Source organism: Rhizobium sp. BIGb0125, assembly GCF_024810055.1.
Taxonomy (GTDB): Bacteria; Pseudomonadota; Alphaproteobacteria; order Rhizobiales; family Rhizobiaceae; genus Agrobacterium.
In genome coordinates, this window is record NZ_JANUDV010000009.1 from 75,377 (window position 1) to 95,449 (window position 20,073).

Sequence of the window (20,073 nt, forward strand, 5' to 3'; positions counted from 1 at the left end):
TCGCTGACCAGGACGGTTTTTACCTCCGCTGATGAGGGAGGTGTTTCAGTGGCTGAATGGTGCACAGTCGTTCCTTCCCGTGTAATGATCTCCTCAGCGGAAATTCTCGAGACTGAGGGAAATGGCACTGCTTCCTTCTTTCGCATAGGCCGAGGCAGCTGCTTTCAAGATTCTCGGTCGCAGCGTGTCGAACGATGTCAGATAGTCGCTCTCGCTTGCGTTTCGGTGTGATTTCTCACAGGCGAGTACCTCAGTCGCGAGATAGAATTTCACCTCGAACATTCCGTCATAACCGCTGAATCGCACACACCTGTTTTTATCGTCGAAACTGCGTGCTTCATTGGGAAAGGTGATACCCATCAAAAGCTTCCTTTATCCTGTGACCGGGCGATGGAATCTTCCGTCGACAAGTGCCCAACGCGGGCCGTGGCTGTTGCAGAACGGTTTCTCCGAGTGAGAGCTTTTAAAAGGTGAGCTTTCGTCCTGGTTCCATCACGGAACTCGGTGGTAAGAAAAATCAGTGCCTCGCGTTTCATGTCGGAACTGGCGTCGGCTTCAATACCCCGAAGACCGGCAGCCCTCAGGACGTCCCTGATCAGCTTGAAGCCGGCATTGTCGATCTGCACTGTTTCTGCTGGAGTGGAAGACATGCTGGCCTCCTTGGTTGGGAGCAAGGTTTTGCCCCTCGGCGACAGCGGTCCGAAAACAAGCTGTCACTATAACCAAGGTCGTGCCAATTTATCCGATTACAAGGCCTCTTCGTTCGAGTGAACAAAGTTAGGCATCAGTTTTCCTATTGGCGCTCCCGTACAGCTCATCCGTCGGTCATGCCATGCGACAGTTGAGGTTCAAGTAAATAGAAGCCTTGCAGCTGCGATGTCCTCTAAAATCCCGCCGCGCAACCGTCTTTGCGTGGGTCTGACCCCGCAACATAGCCACCATCGATGCGATGGACCATTTGAGCGCCGCCGAACCCGAAGCTTGCCTCGGGGGCCTCGGCTGTAACGCGGTGGCCCAGTGCAGCAAGTCCTTCGATTGTCGCGGCATCCATTGAGTTCTCCAGCGCGACATCAAGCCCTGAAATCACCCGCCAGCGCGGAGCATCGGCGGCGGTTTGCGGGTTCTGTCGCCATACCTGCGTACGTAGCATCATCTGGAGATGACCTTGAGCCTGCATTGGTCCCCCCATAAGGCCAAAAGCCATGACCGGTGCCGATTTGCCCATCACGAAGCCTGGAATAATGGTATGAAATGGCCGTTTCGAAGGACCGACCTGATTTGGATGACCATCGGTGGTCGAAAAGCCGAAGCCACGGTTCTGGAGGCTGATACCCGTACCCGGCACAACCACGCCAGAGCCAAAACCGGCATAGTTCGACTGAATGAACGAGACCATCATTCCGCTCTCGTCACCAGTGGCAAGGCATACCGTACCACCGTCTTTCGGCGCGCCGGTCGGGAAGTTTGTCGCTTTTGTGCGATCAATTAGTTGGCCGCGTCGGGCCAGATAAGCTGGCTCTAGCAGGTGTGAAATGGTGACGTCGGTCATATGGAGTTGGTCGGCGACATAGGCGTGAATGTCGGCAAATGCCAGTTTCATGGCCTCGATCTGCAAGTGCATTGCTTCGGGGCTGTCGGGGTCCAGATCCGCAATTTCGGTGCCTTGCAAGATGCCGAGCGCCATCAGCGCTGCAATTCCCTGTCCGTTAGGGGGAATTTCATGAAGGCTTGTGTCGCCAAAGTTCTGGCTGATGGTCCCGCACCAGTCGTTTTTATGCTGTGCGAGATCATCAACATTCAGTACAGCATCATGTTCTCTTGCGAATGCCACGATCTTTTCAGCCAGGCTGCCGCTATAGAATGCCTCGCCTTTCGTCTGCGCAATCAGGCGCAGACTTTGCGCCATATCAGCCGAGCGGAATAATTCGCCAGCACCCGGAGCCCGTCCTCCAGGCATGAAGGTTTGCGCAAAACCCGGCTGGCTTTTCAGCTCATCAGCTCCGCGTTGCCATTGGTCGGCAATAATCGGCGTAACGTGAAAGCCGTGCGAGGCGTAATGGATCGCCGGTTCAAACAGAGTTTCGAACGGAAGTTTGCCAAAGCGCGACGAGAGATCAACCCAGGCGGAAACAGCGCCCGGGACCGTAACACTTTCCCAGCCTCTGCGGGGCATTGAAGAACCAGTGAAGCGTTCCGGCGTCCAACCTGCGGGTGAACGTCCCGAGGCATTGAGGCCGTGAAGTTCCTTGCCATCCCAAAGAATGCAGAAGGCATCCGAGCCAAGCCCATTACCAGTGGGCTCTACTACAGGCAGGGTAATCGCTGCAGCAAGTGCGGCGTCAACCGCATTGCCACCCTTGCGTAACATCGACAGACCGGCTTCAGTGGCCAGCGGATGCGATGTCGAAACGACATTGCGCGCCATGACAGGTGAGCGGCGGGAAACGTATTTCGGGGAAACCGGGAACTTCATTTTAATCTTTCAGAAATTGAGTTTCAACAGTTCGGCAGGATCAATCGCGGGAAGATCGGTTGTCTTTCCGGGATTACCGGTCATGACACCTCCATCGAACAGGTGCTCGATCAACTGGAGCGTTCTTGTGTAATGTGTGATGAGCGCTGCACAGGCATCCTGGCTGTTGCCGTCGATCACAACCCTCATAAGGGCTTCATGTTCGGCGGTGCCGTCACGGGGGACGGTGCGATACGCATTGGAAATGGAGACATAGCGTGCGGCGTGATCGGCAAGGATGTCGCAGAAGTCGAGCAACCAGGGCGAGCCGCAATTCGACAACAGCGCGCGATGGAAACTGCGGTGCGCATCTTCCCAGCCGGGCCTGTCATCGGGAAAACCCGACGATTTATAGCGTGACAGCCGATGGAATGCGACAACGATGCCTTCTTCCCAGACTGCGGTGCGATTGTTGATGGATTCTTCCAGCGCCCTGGTTTCAAGCCAGCAGCGTGTTTTCACCAAGATGCGCCATTCCTCTAGCGCTATGGACGGGACAGAAAAACCGCGCTGCTCGTGGCGATCGACCAACCGCTCGGAGGAAAGCCGCGACAATGCCTCCCGAACCGCATTGCTACCCACTTCATAATTGGCGGCAATCGTTTCAATGCGAAGCTTTTCGCCAGGCTTGAATGAGCCATTGATTATATCCATTCGCAATTTCTGGTACACTGCGGTTGCCAGCGTTGTCTTGTCGCTCACCTTTGCCATTCATTCTTTCCATGAGACAGAAGCTTCATTTTTTCTTTGTCTTTCTGACCGCATCCGGGCCTCTCTGCCAGAAAACAAACCGGTACTGCATCCATGAAACCAGTCCGAACATCAGCAGGCCCAGAAGGCTGAGATACATAATTAGCGAGAATACACGCGGCGTATCGAGTTGAGCAGCAGCGATGCGGATCAGTTCTCCAAATCCTTTGCCCCCACCCAGAAATTCACCGGCAATCGCGCCAGATACAACGCTTATCGAAGCAATTTTCAAACCTGTAAAGAACTGTGGCAGTCCAGTGGGAATTTTGAGTTTGAGCAGTGTCTGCAACCGTGATGCGCCGATGCTTTTAAAGAGCATTCTGGCATTCTCATCTGCGGCATGCAGCCCTGCAGCCGTACCTACCACAATGGGGAAAACGGATATGAAGGCTGCAAGTGCGACCTTGGAGGTGATGCCGAAACCCAGCCACGCAACAAACAATGGCGCAAATGCAAGCTTGGGCATGGTATCGATTGCTACGACATAGGGCATCACTGCGCGTTCGCCGAACGAGGTCTCACCGACAAGCACTCCGAGAAAAACGCCGATTGCCAGCGCAAGGATAAAGCCCCAGAAGACTTCTTGCGCGGTGACCCACAGTGCGGGAAGCATGTACTGCCCAGAGAGCAGGTTACGGCCCACAAATCCCAGGTCGTAAAGTGTGGCCAGTGGTGATGGCAAGATCAGCTGGGAAACGATGCCTGCCGACGACACAAGCTGCCAGCATGACAGAAATGCCAGCATCAGGATGGTCATTGAGACCCACCTGGGGAGCAGGGATATCCATGAAACCCGCTCTGTCCATACGGTGTCGTCTTCCGAGCCTGACATCAAGCCGGAGGATGTTGCATCGGTCATAGGAAAGCCCCCTTGTCGAGAAGGTTGCGAATGGTTGACGTGTAATGCCCGAATTCCGGCAGCGTGCTCATTTCAAGTGTTCTTGGGCGAGGTAGGTCGATCTTGATGGATTTGACAACGCGTCCAGGCCTTGCGGACATGACGTGGACAATATCCGACAGGATGACAGACTCTGAAATGGAGTGCGTCACGAGAAATGCCGAGGCGCCGCGTTCGAGGCACACTCTTTGCAATTCCATGTTCATGAAATCGCGAGTGATTTCATCGAGCGCACTGAACGGCTCATCCAGCAGCAGTACATCGGGATCTGCAATCAGCATCCGGCAAATTGCTGCCCGTTGTGCCATGCCGCCTGAGAGCTGACCGGGATAGGTGTGTTCAAATCCCTTCAAACCGACCAGCGACAAAAGAGCTTCGGCTTTTGCTCGCGCCGCGGCAGCCACGGCGCGTCCCTCGCGGATTTCGAGGGGTAAAAGGATGTTCTCCAGTGTTGTTCGCCATGGAAATAATGTCGCTTGCTGGAACATCATGCCAATATCCGGACGTGGCCCCATAACCGGCGTTCCCGATAGCATGACCCTGCCTCGGGATGGAGGTGTCAGACCCGCCATGATCTTTAGAAGCGTTGACTTTCCGCACCCGCTGGAGCCAATGACTGAATGAAATTCCCCCTTGTTCAGCGTTATGTCGACAGCCTCCAGCGCAACAACGTCGCGCTGGCCATAGATCTTGCTGACATTACTCAACTGAAAGACCGGCTTGTCAGGCTTTTCCACCACAGCTTTCCTCTGTGCAGCTATCATCTCGGAGCGTTCCACTTTTCAATGAACTCGTTGGTGTAGGCCTGCTCGAGATTGTCCAAAGGCTGCTTCAGATCGCCTGCCGCCACAAGGGTGCTCTGCCACTGCTGCCACGCCACGGGGTTCTGGTATCCATAACCCTTCATGGGATCGAGCGGTGTGGTGAGATCGAAGTAGATATCCAGAAGTGCGCTTGCGAATTCCTTGTCCTCTAGCTGCTGCGGGTTGCCCATCTGTGCATGTTGCAGCGTTGCTTCGCGGTTTGCAGGATCGATGCCGAACTTCACTCCCCTGACGAGTGCGCGCCCGAAGCCCTCCAGTATATCTTTGTTGTCATCGAGAAACGCCCGTGTCGTCACATATCCATTGCCAAAATAGGCCTTGAAGTCGGGTGGTGTCAGATTGCGCAGTTTTACACCGCGCAAACGCAGCGTCGCGGTGCCGGCAGTATCGGCGGCGTATGCATCGATTGATTTGTTTGCGAACCCGGCAACGGCCATTCCTCCTTCACCTACGGTAATAAAGGTATAGTCGCTGCCTTCCTTCATTCCGGCGGCATCGAAGATCGATCGCACGAAAGCGACTTCGGCTCCGTCCGACGTACCCACACCAATGACTTTGCCCTTGAGATCTGCAGGTGTTTGGAAGGGCGAATCCTCTGTCGTTACCAGGTTAAACTGGCTGCGCGCAAAGTAGTTGTAGATATAGACCAGATCCTCACCGCGGCCACGGGCATTCAAAAGCGGGCCGGGGCCGGGATGGCCAAGCTGCGCCTGACCGGCGAGCAGGGCCTGGATTACCTGGGCGGAACCGTTGAGGCTTTCGGGACGGATCGTAATATTCTCCTCCTCAAAATATCCCTCTCCGATTGCGTTGTAGAGGGCGAAATAACCCAGTCCCATGGAGCTGGGATAGGCAATGACCAACTCCTTTTTCTCCTGGGACATGGCATGGCCGGATAGAAACATCGCGGCGGATGCCGTGAAGGCCATCAGTGTTCTGCGTGTGATCATCTGCTGTTCCCCTTCGTTGTCTTCTGCAACGTCTTCAGGAAGTCACTAACTTTGCGGACTGTCAATCAATATTCATATTTTTTTCTTTTTTTTAAAAATATGCAGATTTTTATAGACAGGCGCAGTAACATGCATATTGTTCTGAGGCGTATCAAACTCTCAGGATTGCCTAAATGAAGCCAGAAGCCACCTTTGCCGTGCCTGCACCGGAGCAACCGAGCCTGCCTGTCGTTGGCAGTGACAAACGATTTCCTGTCCGACGCATCTATTGCATCGGGCGCAACTATGTTGCCCATGTGCGTGAAATGGGCGGAGACGAAACACGCGATTTTCCGCTTGTATTCCAAAAGCCCCGAGACTGCGTGGTTCAGGATGGGGGGACCGTGCCGTATCCGCCCAAAACCAATGATTTTCATTTCGAACTTGAGCTGATGGTCGTCATGAAGTCAGGGGGATATGACATTCCCGAAGCGGAGGCGTTATCGCATGTATTCGGCTATGGCATCTGCCTCGACATGACACGACGGACGCTTCTCGACACCGCAGAAGGGCCACGTTCGCCATGGGAGTTGAAAAAGTCATTCGATCTGTCTGCACCTTGCGGTCCAGTCTATCCCGTTGAACAGGTCGGTCACCCGGCAACAGGCCGTATTAAACTGGAAGTCGACGGCAAGGCGCATCAGGACTCAGACCTTGGCCTGATGATATGGCGCACACCGGAAATCATCTCAACTCTATCGCGCTATTACTCGCTGGAGCCGGGAGATGTCATCATGACCGGTACGCCGGACGGGGTAGGGCCCGTTACGGAGGGAAATGTACTCGTGGGAAGCATCGACAATCTCGGCACGCTAACCGTGACGATCGGCGCGTCGGTCAAGGCTGCTGCCTGATCGGGGACATTTCTTTTCCGCAAGGAATAAGTACTGCTTTACATGGATCGGCCAGGCAGCAATGTCTGGCCGATTGCGTCAAGTCGCCGGGGTTTCATCTCATAATGCGTTATGCTCGACCATCTCACGAGACAAAAAACTGGGCTTGGGGTCGAGCGCGCGAAACGCATCGGAAAGCCTCTTCGCCTCGGTTGGTGAAAGAGATTTTGCAGCAGACTGTTGCTTTTCCTCTATCGTGATGGTGGGTTGCAACTGCCTTCGTCCGTGACGGTCTGGTTGGCAACGTTCTTCAATATGTTGGTCATGGAATTGCCACAGCGCGGGCGAGGCCGCTGCCGCCAGGCAGCATAGGCGCCTGCTTCTCAGCGATTGCATGGGGCTGAGGAACTAATTGGTGTTTCGATTGTTCGACTCTCGGTTGGGCAGCGTCTGCGGTTGACGCAAGTGGTCTCGACGTCAAGGAAAGGCAAACCCATGCTCAAGACAACATTTATGATTGTACTTGCTACTCTTGCAGCTTCACCAGCATCTGCCATATCTCGCTATGAAACGCCCTCAATGAACTGCGCAGCGGTACAAAGTGCGATTGACAGGGAAGGTGCCGTAATTCTCCGTTATCCATCAACACGCGTTCGTAACATGACACTCTACGACCGTTACGTCAGCAGTGCCCGGCAATGCGAGATTGGTGAATATGCTGCCAGAAACAGCGTTCCGACGCGCGATGTACAGAATTGCCCGGTCTACCGTTGCGAGGACCGTTGTAACCAGTTTTCGCTTAACAGAGATTGCTAAGAACGATTTCTAAGAATCATCTAACTGGGAAGCGTTGATACCGTGTGTTCCATCATCTATTGATGAAGTGGCACATTGGACGCCGCGAAAAACTCGTCAACGCTATGGGAGCGTCGTTAGTGCTGACATAATTAGACCTTGTCATAAGTGAACGACGTCAAAAGCGTCGTGACGAAGTTACTGGCCTTTTCCTTGACAAGCACTTCCGTCCATTCATCAGTCCCGCGAAGCATCAGTCCGGTGTAGATGCTGTCGACGGCGGCCTCTTCCACTCTCTTGATATGCGCTTGGAAGGACGCCTCATCCCCTGATTTGTACAGGTCTCGAACGACCATCCGCAGAATTTCCTGCACGGCAATCTGCCACGCCGTGTTGATTGCCTGAAGTTCGTTGGCTTGGTTCGTCATCGAGAACTCCTGTTATTGCGGCCACTGGCCACCTGGGCCACCAGCGCAGTTGCGGTGTCATCAGGCCAAAAAAAAGGCCAGGCAACTTGCCTGACCTCAGTAGGTATTGTGCTTTCAACAGTGCCAGTACATCCGTGGTCAAAGGAAAGCAGATACCGATTTAAGCAGCCTGAAGATTGCAAGCCGACATTTTGCCGGACTTGTTGTCGCGCTCCAGATCGTAGCTAAGCTTCTGGCCTTCGACGATTTCGCGCATTCCGGCGCGCTCGACGGCAGAGATATGAACGAACGCGTCAGCGCTGCCGTTGTCAGGCTGGATAAAGCCGAAGCCCTTGGTGGAATTAAACCATTTAACTGTGCCGGTGATCATAATGAACCCTTTCATAGCAATATAGATGACCTCAGCGCGACTGCGCTGCGGATGATGATAACGATTGTTTTAAAGGGAGGGTTCGTTGAAAGCGCGGTGCTAATCGCGCGGTAACCAAAGCTCAGCAAGAAAATATCGATAATGGATATATAGTGGATCTTAATCTGATTGTCAACTTTTAGTTTTGCGAGCAGGCAATTCTACCTATGGGTGTCAATGCGGCCGCCACGTCATTTCCATCTCGTCGGTGATCGGCAGATCGGGATTTGACGAAACAGCACTTTCGCCACCCAGGATCTGAAACGTCCGGGCAGGCCAGTTGCTTGAGGTGCGTGGTAGAAGGCAAATCACGGCAGAGCACCCTTGTCAGTTGACTATCGTGTTATACTGCTGTGCCTCCCGGGCAAGTATTTCGCGGGCCGCGTGATCGGCAATAGGGATGCTTAGATTTGCCGAAATTTCGCCCGCAGCGATGAGGGCGTGGTAACGGGCACAGCATACGCGCAAGAATGAGGTGAAGTTGCCGAGATCATGATCGGCATCCATCGCCTCATGCCATAGCCTTGTTATGAGCTGCGCGACAGTCATGCCGTCGCGCAGGCCGATTTCGCTGAGCGTATACCAGAAATGATTTTCGATCCGGATCGAAGTGGTCACACCATCGATGCGCAGACTATGGGTGCAGCTTTGCCACTGACTGGCATCGGCCTTGATAAAGAGTTCGCACATCGCAAGGGCCTCCCTTCCCATTAATGTTAGAGCAGTGTGAACATTCCTCGAGCTGGCAACAATCCTACTGCCCACTGGTTCGCCCGGAGTTGGAGACTGCTCTTAAAGAATCGCAAGAAACTGCTTGAGCCATGCCGGGTGTGCGGGCCATGCTGGCGCCGTCACCAGATTGCCATCGGTGACGGCTTCTGTCACTGCAATCTCGGCGAATGTTCCACCCGATGCCGTTACTTCGTAAGCGCAGGCCGGGTACGCCGAGCAGATACGACCCTTCAGAACGCCTGCTGCAGCGAGCAACTGAGCCCCGTGGCATATTGCGGCAACCGGTTTTCCCTCGTCAAAAAAATGCTTCACCTTGGCGAGGACATCGGGGTCCATCCGGAGATATTCCGGTGCACGGCCGCCCGGGACGACTAACGCATCGTAATGCGCTGGATCGACCGATGCGAAATCGGCATTCAAAGTGAAATTGTGGCCGGGTTTTTCCGAGTAGGTCTGGTCGCCTTCGAAATCGTGTATCGCGGTCTTGACCTTGTCGCCCGCCTTTTTGCCGGGGCATACGGCATCGACGCTGTGGCCGCAGGCCAGAAGCGTCTGGAACGGAACCATCGTTTCATAGTCCTCGGTGAAGTCACCGGTAATCATAAGAATCTTCGCCATCATACATCCCTCCCTATAGCCGCGATGATTGCAGCAACAGATTAGACGAAGTCCATTGAAACGGGTGTTATTCCAATACTACGACCGTAATATTTTCATGCTCGCAGCGCTCCGTGTGTCACTTTGGATGTGCGATCGTTTGCTGGTTGATGGGCGGGGACAACCCCGCCCATCTAGGCTACTTGATTGGCGGAGAAGCCTTACCAAGCTTTACCGATGGCTCACGGCCCCAGACACGAAGTTTGCCAAGTTCCGAAACGAAAGCTGACAGGCCCTCTTCTCCGGGCAAAGCCAGAACGCCTTCATCAAGGTCTGCAATCCCCGCTTTTTCAAGCAGCGGGAGCGCTGATTGATCGTAACCGATGAATTTGCAGTGCTGAAAAGCGTCGGCCACAAAGTCTCTGGCAGTCGCCTCATTCACTAGGTCGTCAATCGCATCGGTCGACGTGAGAATGGCCACGGCATCGAACAGGACCGACGGTCCGCCATCGATCATATGCTGAGCCTCGATCCAACTCCCATCAGAGGCTTCTACCCCACCTACCTTGGGCGCAATCAGCTCGACAACACCTTTTTCCTTTATGATGGCATCTGTCAGACCTTTCAGCAGCCTGGCATCCACACCATCGGTGACCAGAATACCAAGTTTTCGCCCTTCGAAGCGCTGGGGCCCGTTTTCGATGATACTGAGCGCGGGGGATGGCTCCAGATCCTGGCGCGTTGGTACCGCAGCGTCAGCAGGCTTTGGCAGTTTCTTGATGCCGAGCTTCTGGGAAACAGTCGTGGCAAGCGTCTCATCGATGTTTAAAAGATGGGATATCATGCGCTCGCGAATGACCGGGATTTCAACCTTGCTGAGTTCAAATGTCAAAGCAGCGGCGATGTGGCGCTGTTCCGGTGGTGTTTGGCTGATAAAGAATTGCCTTGCTTGGCTATAGTGGTCAGCAAAGCTCTCCGGACGTAGCCGGGCTTTTGCCCCCTGTTCTTCGGCGGGGAAATGCCGGTACCCACGGGTCGGCGATTCCCGCGGTCCTTCGCCAAACGAGTTCGGCTGGTAATTGACCTTACCGACAGGATTGCGCATTGCCATATGACCGTCCTGTTGGAAATGTGCAAACGGACACTTCGGGGCATTGATAGGCAGGTGCGTGAAATTCGGCCCGCCCAGGCGTTTCAATTGTGTGTCGAGGTAAGAAAAGTTGCGGCCCTGCAGAAGAGGGTCGTTACTGAAATCGATGCCCGGAGGTACGTTCTGCGTCATGAAGGCAACCTGCTCGGTTTCCGCGAAGAAGTTGTCTGGCATGCGGTCAAGGACCAGCCGCCCGATCGGCTGAGGCTTGATGATTTCCTCTGGGATGAGTTTCGTCGGGTCGAGTACGTCGAAATCAAAGCTGTCGGCGAAAGCCTGATCGAAAAGCTGGACCTGCAGCTCCCATTCTGGAAAGTTGCCTGACTGGATGGCGTTCCAGAGATCGCGACGGTGGAAGTCCGGGTCGGCGCCGTTGATTTTGACCGCTTCGTTCCAGGCCACGGACTGAAGGCCCAGTTTTGGCTTCCAGTGGAATTTAACGAAAGTCGACTCCTCCTTGGCATTCACCAGGCGGAAGGTGTGCACCCCGAAACCTTCCATGAAGCGGAAAGACCGCGGTATGGCACGATCGGACATGGTCCACATGACCATGTGCATACTCTCCGGAGTGAGACTGATGAAGTCCCAGAAATTGTCATGGGCCGTCTGCGCTTGGGGGAAGGCCCTATCCGGTTCCTGCTTGGCCGCATGAATGAGGTCCGGGAATTTGATGGCGTCCTGGATAAAAAAGACCGGAATGTTGTTGCCCACCAGATCCCAGTTGCCTTCCTGGGTGTAGAGCTTGACGGCAAACCCGCGCACGTCACGTGCGAGGTCGGCAGACCCCTTGTTTCCGGCTACGGTCGAGAAACGTACGAAGGCGGGCGTCTTTTCGCCTTTACGCTGTAGGAAATCAGCTTTCGTGTAGGCGGCAAAAGAATCGTACGTTTCGAAGAATCCATGCGCACCATAACCGCGCGCATGCACGACCCGTTCGGGAATCCGCTCGTGGTCGAAATGAAACATCTTCTCACGGAAGTGAAAGTCGTCGACGACGAGTGGTCCCAAGGCCCCGATGCGCAGCGAGTTCTGGTCGTCCGCAATTGGTCCGCCCTGGGCGGTGGTCAATATGGGTGTGTCGCCTTCGGCTATCTGGTGTAGTTCGCCACCCGGCCCGCGCTGTAGCGTCACATCGTGTATCGTGGCGGTATCGGGTGCGGAATGCGGCGATTTAGCGGTTGTGTTCTTGGCCATGGTGGGCTCCTGATGAACTGGGTTCGACGGGCGCCTGCGGCCCGAAAGCAGAAAGGCCGCCCCCAAAGGGCGGCCTGATCCGTAGTGTCGGTAGTCTAGCTGGCTTTTTTCATCGTGCCTTTGGCATTGGCTGAAGATTCACCGAGGGCCGTCAGCTTCTGGTCCGTGGCAATCTCTTCCTGCAAGGTGGCATCCAGTAACGAGGCCGCCTCCTTCATTCCAAGCTGGCTGGCCCAGGACTTCAGCGTGCCATAACGGGCGATCTCATAGTGCTCGACAGCCTGCGCGGAAGAAATCAGTCCGGCATCGAGCGCTGCCGTGCCTTTGTAGTCCTCCATGATCTCTTCGCCTTCTGCGAGAATGCCCTGGATCGCTTCGCATGTCTTGCCGCGAGCGGGCTTGCCAAGAAGCTCGAAAATCTGCTCCAGACGCTCGATCTGAACCTGAGTTTCGTCGCGATGCTGGAGGAAGCCAGCCTTGCCTTCTTCTGATTGCGCGGCGCGCGCCATTTTCGGCAAGGCCTTCAGGATCTGTTTCTCAGCGAAGTAGATGTCCTTGAGCGTATCGAGGAAAAGGTCGTTCAATGTTTTTTCGTTAGCCATTGGTGTTGTCCTATTTCTTAAAAGGGGTGAACTGAAACTTGAAAACACGCCTCTTATTGGCGGGCTTTGTCGGGCTAGAGACCAGCGCCTGTGCGGCGATAGCGGTTACGTTCCTGCTCGATTTCCTCGGCGGGGTAGGGGTCAAGGGTGTCGTCGAAACGCGTCCAACCCTGCTCCTGGTAAGCGGCTCGCCGCTCTGTCGGATCAACCAGGTTCGAGCGCTTCAAAATTTCGTCTGCTTGTGGAGCGAGCGTGTCCTCGACTTTAGCCGTTACCAGCGTTCCGCCCCGGCGAACGCCTTCGGCATAGACGTGCGCGTCGTCTTCGGTTACGCCCGAGCTTGTCATGGCACCGATTATCCCGCCGGTCGCGCCGCCTGCGACTGCGCCGGCAACGGCACCGGCAGCTGTGGCGGCCAGCCATCCGGCGGCCACGACCGGTCCAACGCCTGGGATTGCCATCAGACCGAGACCCGTGAGCAGGCCACCAGTGCCGCCAATGGCGGCGCCTATGCCAGCACCCGTGCCAGCGCCCTCGGCTGCATTTGAATTATCCGCGTGTCGATCGTCCGCATTGTGAGAAACGATACTGATGTCGCTGGATTTTACGCCCGCTGACTCAAGCGCGCCGACAGCTGCGCTTGCATCGGAATAGTTGTCGAAAAGGCCGGTTACAGTTTTCATAATTGAAATTCCTATGGTTATATTGGGTTACTTGGCGACGACATTGCCCTGATAGTCGAGTGCGATCGAAACGGACTTGCCGTCCTTCACGCCGGTGGCCATCCAGATGCCATTGTCATCCTTTTTCAGGTCCTTGACGGAGAACCCTGCTTCTTCGATCCGTGTTTTCGCCTGTGCTTCGGTGAAGCTGTTTGCCCCTTCAACGGGTGCGGCGGTATTCCTAGGCTGCGGTGTGTCGATAGCTGGTGTCGTTGCATCAGAGTTCGCGGTCGGCGCTGTCTGAGCGAATGCGCAAACCGCGCTGGCGCTGAGCAGCGCCGCGGCAAGCATATAATTTTTCACTGGGGTATTCCTCTCGTTTGGAGCTCGTAGTCACGAGCTCCTCAGTCCCTAACCCCAAGACCCGGCAATTGTTCCATGCCCGCTGGAGACTAGTTTAACTTGCCGAACCACGTGAGCGGGCCACACGCCCGGTTTTGAAGAGCGCTCGCAGACCAACAGCGGGAATAATGGAGTGCACGGATGTCGCCGGGACGCCAGGTCGACCAACCATTAGTGCTTTGACCATCTGCCTGACGACGATCTAAGGGGATCAAAGCTTTCGCCGAGTTCATGGTGGACGCGTGGAGTGCTGACGCATCGCTTCGATTCTCTCGTACCCCTGGCGCGACTACTTCGTTGTGGCGGGCACGGCATGAAAGGCCGAAACCAACTGAGATGGGACACGGCTTGTTCCAACTCAGCTTAGCCTGCTGAAAACCTTGGTACGATCGGCGACGTCAGTGTCGGAGTGCTTTGCACATGCCAGTGCCGCCGATTTGAGCGGTGTGGTCCCGGCGATCGATCGTCACCGAGAGGCTGGTGCGTTCGTCTTTTCGCCTCATCTTGCTCCTAGCGTAAGACATCAAGAAGGAGACAGACATGCTGAAATATCGCCTCATCTTTGCCCTCCCGATTACCGCAACGCTCGCCGCTTGCTCCTCTGCTGATGTGCCAAAAGAAACGGCGCAGGAAGTACGGCCGATGGACGAAGTGCCAGTTCAAAAGACCCTGCTGAACGGAGATCGGGAATATGCTTATCGAAGTGGTTGCTTGGTCGTATTGGAGCCAAAACGTGCCGTGGTGAAGAGTGAAAGTGCTAACTGTCAGCTACACCACCGCGATATTTCCTTACTCTACGCCTCTGGCGATTGATTTCACCACGCTCGTGAAAATGGCGATCGCGTCCCGCTGGATGTTCGTGAGTTCTTCGCGCCTCCTGCTTCCATGGCCTAACCAACATGCTGTTGGATTGCCGGTTCGAACCCGGCCAAAGGCAAGTTACCTCGAAGCCTCGTTGAGTTGTTTCGCTTGCACGGGAGCCGGCCCCGATGATCTCCGCTCAATGAATGTCGATGCAATAAGAATGCGTCTTGCCGGAACCGAGAGGTCGCGCGTTTCAAGCCGTTCCAGCAAAAGCCGAAGCGCCGTTGCACCCATTTCCAGGCCTTGTACTTTAATCGTCGTAAGTTGTGGAGATATCTGGGTTGCAGCGGAGAAGTCGCCAAAGCCGACAACCGACATATCTTCCGGAATCCTGAAGCCGCGGGCTAGAAGCTCGGAAACCGCGGTCAGTGCCAACCCGTCATGAGCGCAAAACATCGCCGTGGGGAGGACGCCGGATTTCTGGAGTGTTAAAAGGGCCGGGATAAAGCCGCCGTCTTCTGCAAAACGCAGGTCATGGAGTTCTGCATCCGGGCAACCCTCCAGGCTCTCCCTCAGACCATAGTATCGCTCCCGTCGTCCGCGATATCCTTCTTCACCCTGAAGAAAGACGATCTTGCGGTGGCCAAGACCAAGCAGATATTCACCCACAGCAATTCCGGCCTCATGATCGGTTCCGCCCACATGATCCGCCTGCTCCAGAGGGGAAACCCAGCCCAGCCGGACCACGGGTACACCTGACGCTTTGACGATATCAAGCGTCGTCTGCTCGTGAGGGCCAACAAGAATGATGCCAGCGCTATCTTTGGCCATTGCCTCTACGCGATTGGCATCGTGGGTCCACTGCAACCGAACCGGCTGGCCGAGGCGGTGGGCCTCCCGTTGCATGCCATCCTGCAGCATCGTGCGCAGCTCATAGCTGACACTATCCACTTTATCATGGAAGATGAGGGTGATTTCGCGCTGTTCCTCAGTCGGCTTTTGCCGGTTGTACCCGAGTGCGGTTGCAGCCTCCTCAACCCGCTGTCGCGTGCTTTCGCTCACACCTTCCTTTCCCGCAAGGGAGCGGGAGACGGCAAATTTGGACAGCCCAGTGTAGCTGGCAATGTCCTGCAGCGTGACCCGACCCATGTCGAACCCTCCTGAATATTGACGCATCGCGCAGTGAATAAAAAAATTTAACATAACGCTTTACCTAACAAAATACATAATGCAAGCTAACAAAATAACAAAACAAAAACTCAACGGAGAATGATCTGCAAGAAAGCTGAGGTGTCGGCCCAGAGGAGGGGAGATTCACTCGGCGTATGAAACGAGGAGGAAAACATGCAAGGATTAAAACGCCGCGCGTTTCTCGCTGCGGGAACAGCAGCTGTTTTGCTGCCTGCCCTACCTGTTTGGGCTCAAATGACTTTCACTGAAGCTGAAATGCTGAAAGACCTTGTCGGCGAAGGAAAACTGCCTGCGCTGGCGGATCGGTTGCCGCTGAACCCGTTGATTGTCACACCGCTTGAGCGGGTCGGCTCACACGGTGGCGACTGGAACAGTGCCATTGTTGGCGGCGGTTCCTTGTCGATGCTTTTCCGGTACCAAGCCTATGAACCGCTGTTGCGATATTCGCCAGACTGGTCGGGCGTTGTGCCAAACGTCGCCGAACATTATGAAGCCAATGCTGATGCGACAGAATTCACCTTCAGGCTTCGTAAGGGTATGAAATGGTCGGACGGTGAACCCTTTACCACCGAAGACATCCTGTTTTGGTACGAAGATATCTTCAACTATGAGGGGTTGGATGATGTCGGCCAGAACCACCTGCGTTCCGGTGGAAAGAAAGCACGGTTTGAAGCCGTTGACGACGTGACTTTCAAGGTAATCTTCGCCGCGCCAAACGGGCTTTTCCCGTTGAGACTGGCGTGGGCAAATGATGATCAGACAACCCGGGCGCCAAAGCACTATCTCAAACAGTTCCACATCAAGTACAATAAGAATGCGGAGGAAGAGGCGAAGAAAAAAGGCGCCTCCGGTTGGATCCAGTTATTCCAGCGCGAGGCCGGGCTGGTTGTCGACAATGAATTCTTCCAGAATTCGCAACGCCCCGTCATCCACGCCTGGAAGATGACCGTGGCTCCCGGACAAAGCACCGATAGGGCAATTGCCGAGCGCAATCCGTTTTACTGGAAGGTCGATACTGACGGCAAGCAGCTGCCTTATCTGGACCGCATTGTATACCAGATGGTCGCCGATCCGCAGGTGTTGCTTTTGAAAGCCATGCAGGGCGAGATTGACCTGATGGACCAGTACATCGCAACCCCGGCCAATCGCGCCGTACTTTATGACGCACAGGAGCAGGGCAACTTCGGTTTTTATACCCTGACGTCAACCGAAACTAACGAGATGGTATTCCAGCTGAACCTCAATCACCCCAACGAGTTCAAGCGCCAGCTTTACAACAACAAGGATTTCAGGGCTGCTCTATCGATGTCGCTTGACCGCCAAGCCATCATCGACACGGTTTTCATCGGCCAGGGCACAGTATCGCAACCCGCACTCAGAGCAGAAGATCCACTCTACAACGAGCGCCTCGCAACGCAGTTCACACAATATGACCCGGAAGGCGCAAATGCCCTTCTCGACAAGATCCTTCCCAACAAGGACGGTGAGGGTTACCGTCTGGATGACAGCGGTAAACGTGTAACGGTCATATTTGAAATTGATCAGGCGCGCGCAACCTTCCTCGATATTTTTCAGCTAGCGTTGCCTATGTTCCAGGCTGTTGGTGTCGATGTTCAAATGCGAACGATGGACCGCTCGTTGTGGGAAGTAAGGGTGCGTCAGGGTATCGAATATGATGCGACGGCTCACCGCTTCGGCGGTAACGGCGGAATTGCCGCCATTCTTGATCCTCGCTACTACATTCCAAATACCACTGAAGCGCTTTACGCAAAGGGATGGCAGTTGTGGTATCGAGATCCCAGTTCCAAGGGCGCAGTCGAGCCACCTCAACCGGTCAAGGATGCGTTGGCCCTTTATGATCGCGTGCTTGGCTCGGCAAATCCTGACGAGCAGAAGAAACTGATGGCTGAGATTCTGGAAATTGCAGCCGATCAATTCTACGTTTTTGGCATATGCCTGCCAACGGACAGTTACGGGGTTGTCAAAAAGGACATGCGCAACGTTCCTGAAACCATGCCGAATTCATGGGGCTATCCGACACCTGCTCCAGCCAATCCCGAGACGTTTTTCAAAGCCTGATTGCTCTCCCTCCCCGAACTGAGAAACCGGTTCGGGGAGAGTAAATCTCCACGTGTCGCACGTGCCGTCCCCGGCGCGACGGCAACCTATTGCCATGGATATCAACATGCTTCACCGACCAAATACGTCCACCGATACAGCCAGCCGCTCCCATGAGTGGTACAAATCTGCCACCCGATGGACACAGCTTACATTTGCGGAGGACGATCCGGAAAAATACGATCCAGAATTCTGGATCGATGTTTTCCGGCGCACGAAATCGAATGCCTTATGCCTTTCGGCGGGCGGTTACATTGCCTATTACCCCAGCGAAATCCCTTTGCATTATGTGTCCAAGTTCATTGGCAGCACAGACCCTTTTGGCACGATCGTTGAGGGGGCACGCAAATTGGGAATGCACGTGATGGCACGTGTCGATCCGCATGCAATTCATGCGGATGCAGCGCAGGCCCACCCTGAATGGGTTGCAATCAACAAGGATGGCAGTCCGCGCGAGCACTGGGCGTTTCCCGGCATTTATGTGACCGACGCACTGGGAAGCTACAACCGCGATTTTACGACAGACGTCATTCGTGAGATTGTTTTGAAATACGACATTGACGCGGTGTTTGCCAATCGATGGCAAGGTCATGGGGTGTCCTACAGCGAGGATAACCAGAGGCGTTTCAAGGATGAAACCGGCTTTGACTTGCCGCTAAAACCGGATGCGAGTGATCCTGCCTGGCAGGCTTGGGCTGCGTGGCGCAGGCGTATTCTGACAGAGCTGGTTGTTTATTGGGACGAGACCGTAAAAGGCATTCGGCCACATGCCAGCTTCATCCCCAACATGAGCGGCTCATCGCTCATGGAATTTGACCTTTCACTTATTCAGAAACATTGCCCTATTCTTTTCGTTGACCATCAGGCACGTCAAGGCGTTGAGGTTGGCTGGTCCGCGGGGCGAAACGGCAAACGTATCCGCGCTACATTTCGAGACCGGCCGGTTGGTTTGATTACGTCCATCGGGCCAGAGGAGGAATATCGCTGGAAGGATTCCGTTCAGAGCGGAGAGGAAATCAAGCTCTGGATCCATGACGGCATGGCGCAGGGACTTTTCCCGTGGTTCACGAAATTCAATGCATGTGTTCCAGACGATCGCTGGGTACAGCCGGTCGTCGAGGCCTTCAATCTTCATGCTGACATCGAGCCGCATATCGACGGCATGCAACCAACTGCCGAGATTGCGATTATCGATCCTTCAACCACGTTGCGGCACTGGGCTCCAGAAGAACGGCATATTGCCGAGCAAAACGATCTTGGCTTCTATCATGCTCTGGTCGAGGCACGTATTCCGTTCGAGTTTGTGTCCGATCAAGTCATGACAGCAGAAACGCTGGATCGCTTCAAGCTAATCATATTGGCAAACGCCGCCTACCTTTCCGATGAACAATGTAGCGCGATCGAAGCCTACGTCCAGCGCGGCGGATCGGTTGTTGCTGCATACGAAACGTCGCTTTACGACCAGGTGGGCAAGCCGCGCACTGATTTTGGTCTGGCAAACGTCTTTGGGGCACATTTGACCTCGTCGACCCGCGGGCCGGTCAAAAACACCTACATTGCTCTTTCAGGTACCCATCCAATCAACATAGGTTACGACGGTGCTGCCCGCATCATCGGTGGTACGCACCTGTTAGCCGTCAATGCAGAACAAGCTGCAGACACACCGTTTCTCTACGTTCCCGACTTTCCTGATTTGCCTATGGAAGAGGTCTATCCGCGACAAGAGCCGACGGGCGCAGCCGTTGTCGCGAGGGACACAGGGTATGGCGGTCGAGTGGTTTACATCCCCTTCAACCTCGGTGAAGTCTATTGGAAAGTGCTGGCACCGGACCACGGGCGGTTGATTGCTAATGCAGTCAACTGGGCTTTCGGTGAAGATCATCGCGTTAGAATTGATGGCAAGGGGATCATCGATATTGCGATCTACGAAAAGGACGACGCACTGGTGGTATTCCTTGTCAATCTGACCAACCCGATGATGATGAAGGGACCGCTGCGGGAGGTGTACCCAATCGGGGCGCAGACGCTTTCAGTAGCACTACCGAAAGGAAAGCGGTCAGCCGTCGCAAAGATGCTGGTGAAAGGTCAGGAGTGCACCTGCCGTATCGTGGGCGACCGGGTCGAGGTGGAGGTGCCATCGGTCGAGGCCATGGAGACGGTCCACCTGACCTGGCATTCATAAG

20 protein-coding genes are annotated in these 20,073 nt (G+C 54.8%); 4 read left to right on the top strand and 16 right to left on the bottom strand.

From position 1 onward, the window contains the following. Positions 1 to 93 precede the first annotated feature (93 nt). The 7 genes from M2418_RS22250 to M2418_RS22280 all read right to left on the bottom strand — a co-directional run bounded on the left by M2418_RS22250 (position 94) and on the right by M2418_RS22280 (position 5,934). On the bottom strand, positions 94 to 360 hold the full coding sequence (locus M2418_RS22250; protein ID WP_250984630.1) for a DUF1488 domain-containing protein: 267 nt from the start codon (positions 358 to 360) through the stop codon (positions 94 to 96). After that, positions 360 to 650, bottom strand: a complete 291-nt coding sequence (locus M2418_RS22255; RefSeq protein ID WP_250984629.1) for a hypothetical protein — start codon at positions 648 to 650, stop codon at positions 360 to 362. The genes M2418_RS22250 and M2418_RS22255 overlap by 1 nt, the downstream gene beginning before the upstream one ends. A 233-nt stretch (positions 651 to 883) precedes the next feature. Continuing rightward, positions 884 to 2,473, bottom strand: a complete 1,590-nt coding sequence (locus M2418_RS22260; protein WP_250984628.1) for a gamma-glutamyltransferase family protein — start codon at positions 2,471 to 2,473, stop codon at positions 884 to 886. A 9-nt stretch (positions 2,474 to 2,482) separates the two neighbouring features. Continuing rightward, complete coding sequence (locus tag M2418_RS22265) at positions 2,483 to 3,223, bottom strand: GntR family transcriptional regulator (RefSeq protein WP_259149163.1); 741 nt, start codon at positions 3,221 to 3,223, stop codon at positions 2,483 to 2,485. A 25-nt stretch (positions 3,224 to 3,248) separates the two neighbouring features. After that, positions 3,249 to 4,121, bottom strand: a complete 873-nt coding sequence (locus M2418_RS22270; protein ID WP_250984626.1) for an ABC transporter permease — start codon at positions 4,119 to 4,121, stop codon at positions 3,249 to 3,251. After that, entirely contained in the window at positions 4,118 to 4,924 is an 807-nt protein-coding gene (locus tag M2418_RS22275) for an ABC transporter ATP-binding protein (protein WP_192490190.1), read from the bottom strand. Before M2418_RS22275 ends, M2418_RS22270 begins: the two co-directional genes overlap by 4 nt. Further along, entirely contained in the window at positions 4,921 to 5,934 is a 1,014-nt protein-coding gene (locus M2418_RS22280) for an ABC transporter substrate-binding protein (RefSeq protein WP_259149164.1), read from the bottom strand. Before M2418_RS22280 ends, M2418_RS22275 begins: the two co-directional genes overlap by 4 nt. 173 nt (positions 5,935 to 6,107) lie before the next feature. On the opposite strand from M2418_RS22280, the gene M2418_RS22285 reads away from it, so the two are divergent. Continuing rightward, complete coding sequence (locus M2418_RS22285; protein WP_259149165.1) at positions 6,108 to 6,827, top strand: fumarylacetoacetate hydrolase family protein; 720 nt, start codon at positions 6,108 to 6,110, stop codon at positions 6,825 to 6,827. Between the two features lie 926 nt (positions 6,828 to 7,753). Here the strand turns inward: M2418_RS22285 and M2418_RS22295 are convergent. From M2418_RS22295 to M2418_RS22330, 8 genes are all read right to left on the bottom strand, one after another. Next, positions 7,754 to 8,029 (bottom strand): hypothetical protein, encoded by a 276-nt coding sequence (locus M2418_RS22295; protein ID WP_192490078.1) that lies wholly within the window; start codon positions 8,027 to 8,029, stop codon positions 7,754 to 7,756. 160 nt (positions 8,030 to 8,189) lie between these two features. After that, entirely contained in the window at positions 8,190 to 8,399 is a 210-nt protein-coding gene (locus tag M2418_RS22300) for a cold-shock protein (RefSeq protein WP_192490079.1), read from the bottom strand. A 366-nt stretch (positions 8,400 to 8,765) separates the two neighbouring features. Next, a complete protein-coding gene (locus tag M2418_RS22305; protein ID WP_250985741.1) occupies positions 8,766 to 9,128 on the bottom strand; it encodes a ribbon-helix-helix domain-containing protein in 363 nt (120 codons plus the stop codon). Between the two features lie 102 nt (positions 9,129 to 9,230). Further along, a complete protein-coding gene (locus tag M2418_RS22310) occupies positions 9,231 to 9,791 on the bottom strand; it encodes a DJ-1/PfpI family protein (RefSeq protein WP_310503227.1) in 561 nt (186 codons plus the stop codon). A gap of 175 nt (positions 9,792 to 9,966) precedes the next feature. Continuing rightward, positions 9,967 to 12,111 carry a catalase C gene (gene catE, locus M2418_RS22315; protein WP_259149323.1) on the bottom strand — a complete coding sequence of 715 codons (2,145 nt, stop codon included), beginning with the start codon at positions 12,109 to 12,111 and terminating at the stop codon, positions 9,967 to 9,969. Between the two features lie 95 nt (positions 12,112 to 12,206). Next, positions 12,207 to 12,713, bottom strand: a complete 507-nt coding sequence (locus M2418_RS22320) for a ferritin-like domain-containing protein (RefSeq protein WP_250985743.1) — start codon at positions 12,711 to 12,713, stop codon at positions 12,207 to 12,209. 74 nt (positions 12,714 to 12,787) lie between these two features. Then, entirely contained in the window at positions 12,788 to 13,396 is a 609-nt protein-coding gene (locus M2418_RS22325; protein WP_259149175.1) for a general stress protein, read from the bottom strand. A gap of 27 nt (positions 13,397 to 13,423) precedes the next feature. Then, positions 13,424 to 13,738 (bottom strand): PepSY domain-containing protein, encoded by a 315-nt coding sequence (locus M2418_RS22330; protein WP_259149177.1) that lies wholly within the window; start codon positions 13,736 to 13,738, stop codon positions 13,424 to 13,426. Between the two features lie 579 nt (positions 13,739 to 14,317). On the opposite strand from M2418_RS22330, the gene M2418_RS22335 reads away from it, so the two are divergent. Next, the gene (locus tag M2418_RS22335; RefSeq protein ID WP_259149180.1) at positions 14,318 to 14,590 is read left to right on the top strand and encodes a hypothetical protein; all 273 of its coding nucleotides are present in this window, start codon (positions 14,318 to 14,320) and stop codon (positions 14,588 to 14,590) included. A 126-nt stretch (positions 14,591 to 14,716) separates the two neighbouring features. On the opposite strand, the gene M2418_RS22340 is transcribed toward M2418_RS22335, so the two are convergent. Next, complete coding sequence (locus tag M2418_RS22340; protein ID WP_259149182.1) at positions 14,717 to 15,730, bottom strand: LacI family DNA-binding transcriptional regulator; 1,014 nt, start codon at positions 15,728 to 15,730, stop codon at positions 14,717 to 14,719. Between the two features lie 195 nt (positions 15,731 to 15,925). Between M2418_RS22340 and M2418_RS22345 the strand changes: the two genes are divergently transcribed. Together M2418_RS22345 and M2418_RS22350 are read left to right on the top strand one after the other, a co-directional pair. Further along, positions 15,926 to 17,851: an ABC transporter substrate-binding protein gene (locus tag M2418_RS22345; protein WP_259149186.1), complete on the top strand. Its 1,926-nt coding sequence runs from the start codon at positions 15,926 to 15,928 to the stop codon at positions 17,849 to 17,851. Positions 17,852 to 17,957: 106 nt separating this feature from the next. Further along, positions 17,958 to 20,072: a family 10 glycosylhydrolase gene (locus M2418_RS22350; protein WP_259149189.1), complete on the top strand. Its 2,115-nt coding sequence runs from the start codon at positions 17,958 to 17,960 to the stop codon at positions 20,070 to 20,072. The last annotated feature ends 1 nt before the right edge of the window (position 20,073 follow it).

Coding starts and splice junctions, on each gene's coding strand:
- M2418_RS22250 (WP_250984630.1), bottom strand. CDS start 360: ATGGGTATCACCTTTCCCAATGAAGCACGCAGTTTCGACGATAAAAAC.
- M2418_RS22325 (WP_259149175.1), bottom strand. CDS start 13,396: ATGAAAACTGTAACCGGCCTTTTCGACAACTATTCCGATGCAAGCGCA.
- M2418_RS22260 (WP_250984628.1), bottom strand. CDS start 2,473: ATGAAGTTCCCGGTTTCCCCGAAATACGTTTCCCGCCGCTCACCTGTC.
- M2418_RS22345 (WP_259149186.1), top strand. CDS start 15,926: ATGCAAGGATTAAAACGCCGCGCGTTTCTCGCTGCGGGAACAGCAGCT.
- M2418_RS22350 (WP_259149189.1), top strand. CDS start 17,958: ATGCTTCACCGACCAAATACGTCCACCGATACAGCCAGCCGCTCCCAT.
- M2418_RS22310 (WP_310503227.1), bottom strand. CDS start 9,791: ATGATGGCGAAGATTCTTATGATTACCGGTGACTTCACCGAGGACTAT.
- M2418_RS22255 (WP_250984629.1), bottom strand. CDS start 650: ATGTCTTCCACTCCAGCAGAAACAGTGCAGATCGACAATGCCGGCTTC.
- catE (WP_259149323.1), bottom strand. CDS start 12,111: ATGGCCAAGAACACAACCGCTAAATCGCCGCATTCCGCACCCGATACC.
- M2418_RS22295 (WP_192490078.1), bottom strand. CDS start 8,029: ATGACGAACCAAGCCAACGAACTTCAGGCAATCAACACGGCGTGGCAG.
- M2418_RS22335 (WP_259149180.1), top strand. CDS start 14,318: ATGCTGAAATATCGCCTCATCTTTGCCCTCCCGATTACCGCAACGCTC.
- M2418_RS22280 (WP_259149164.1), bottom strand. CDS start 5,934: ATGATCACACGCAGAACACTGATGGCCTTCACGGCATCCGCCGCGATG.
- M2418_RS22320 (WP_250985743.1), bottom strand. CDS start 12,713: ATGGCTAACGAAAAAACATTGAACGACCTTTTCCTCGATACGCTCAAG.
- M2418_RS22305 (WP_250985741.1), bottom strand. CDS start 9,128: ATGTGCGAACTCTTTATCAAGGCCGATGCCAGTCAGTGGCAAAGCTGC.
- M2418_RS22265 (WP_259149163.1), bottom strand. CDS start 3,223: ATGGCAAAGGTGAGCGACAAGACAACGCTGGCAACCGCAGTGTACCAG.
- M2418_RS22270 (WP_250984626.1), bottom strand. CDS start 4,121: ATGACCGATGCAACATCCTCCGGCTTGATGTCAGGCTCGGAAGACGAC.
- M2418_RS22340 (WP_259149182.1), bottom strand. CDS start 15,730: ATGGGTCGGGTCACGCTGCAGGACATTGCCAGCTACACTGGGCTGTCC.
- M2418_RS22275 (WP_192490190.1), bottom strand. CDS start 4,924: ATGATAGCTGCACAGAGGAAAGCTGTGGTGGAAAAGCCTGACAAGCCG.
- M2418_RS22285 (WP_259149165.1), top strand. CDS start 6,108: ATGAAGCCAGAAGCCACCTTTGCCGTGCCTGCACCGGAGCAACCGAGC.
- M2418_RS22300 (WP_192490079.1), bottom strand. CDS start 8,399: ATGATCACCGGCACAGTTAAATGGTTTAATTCCACCAAGGGCTTCGGC.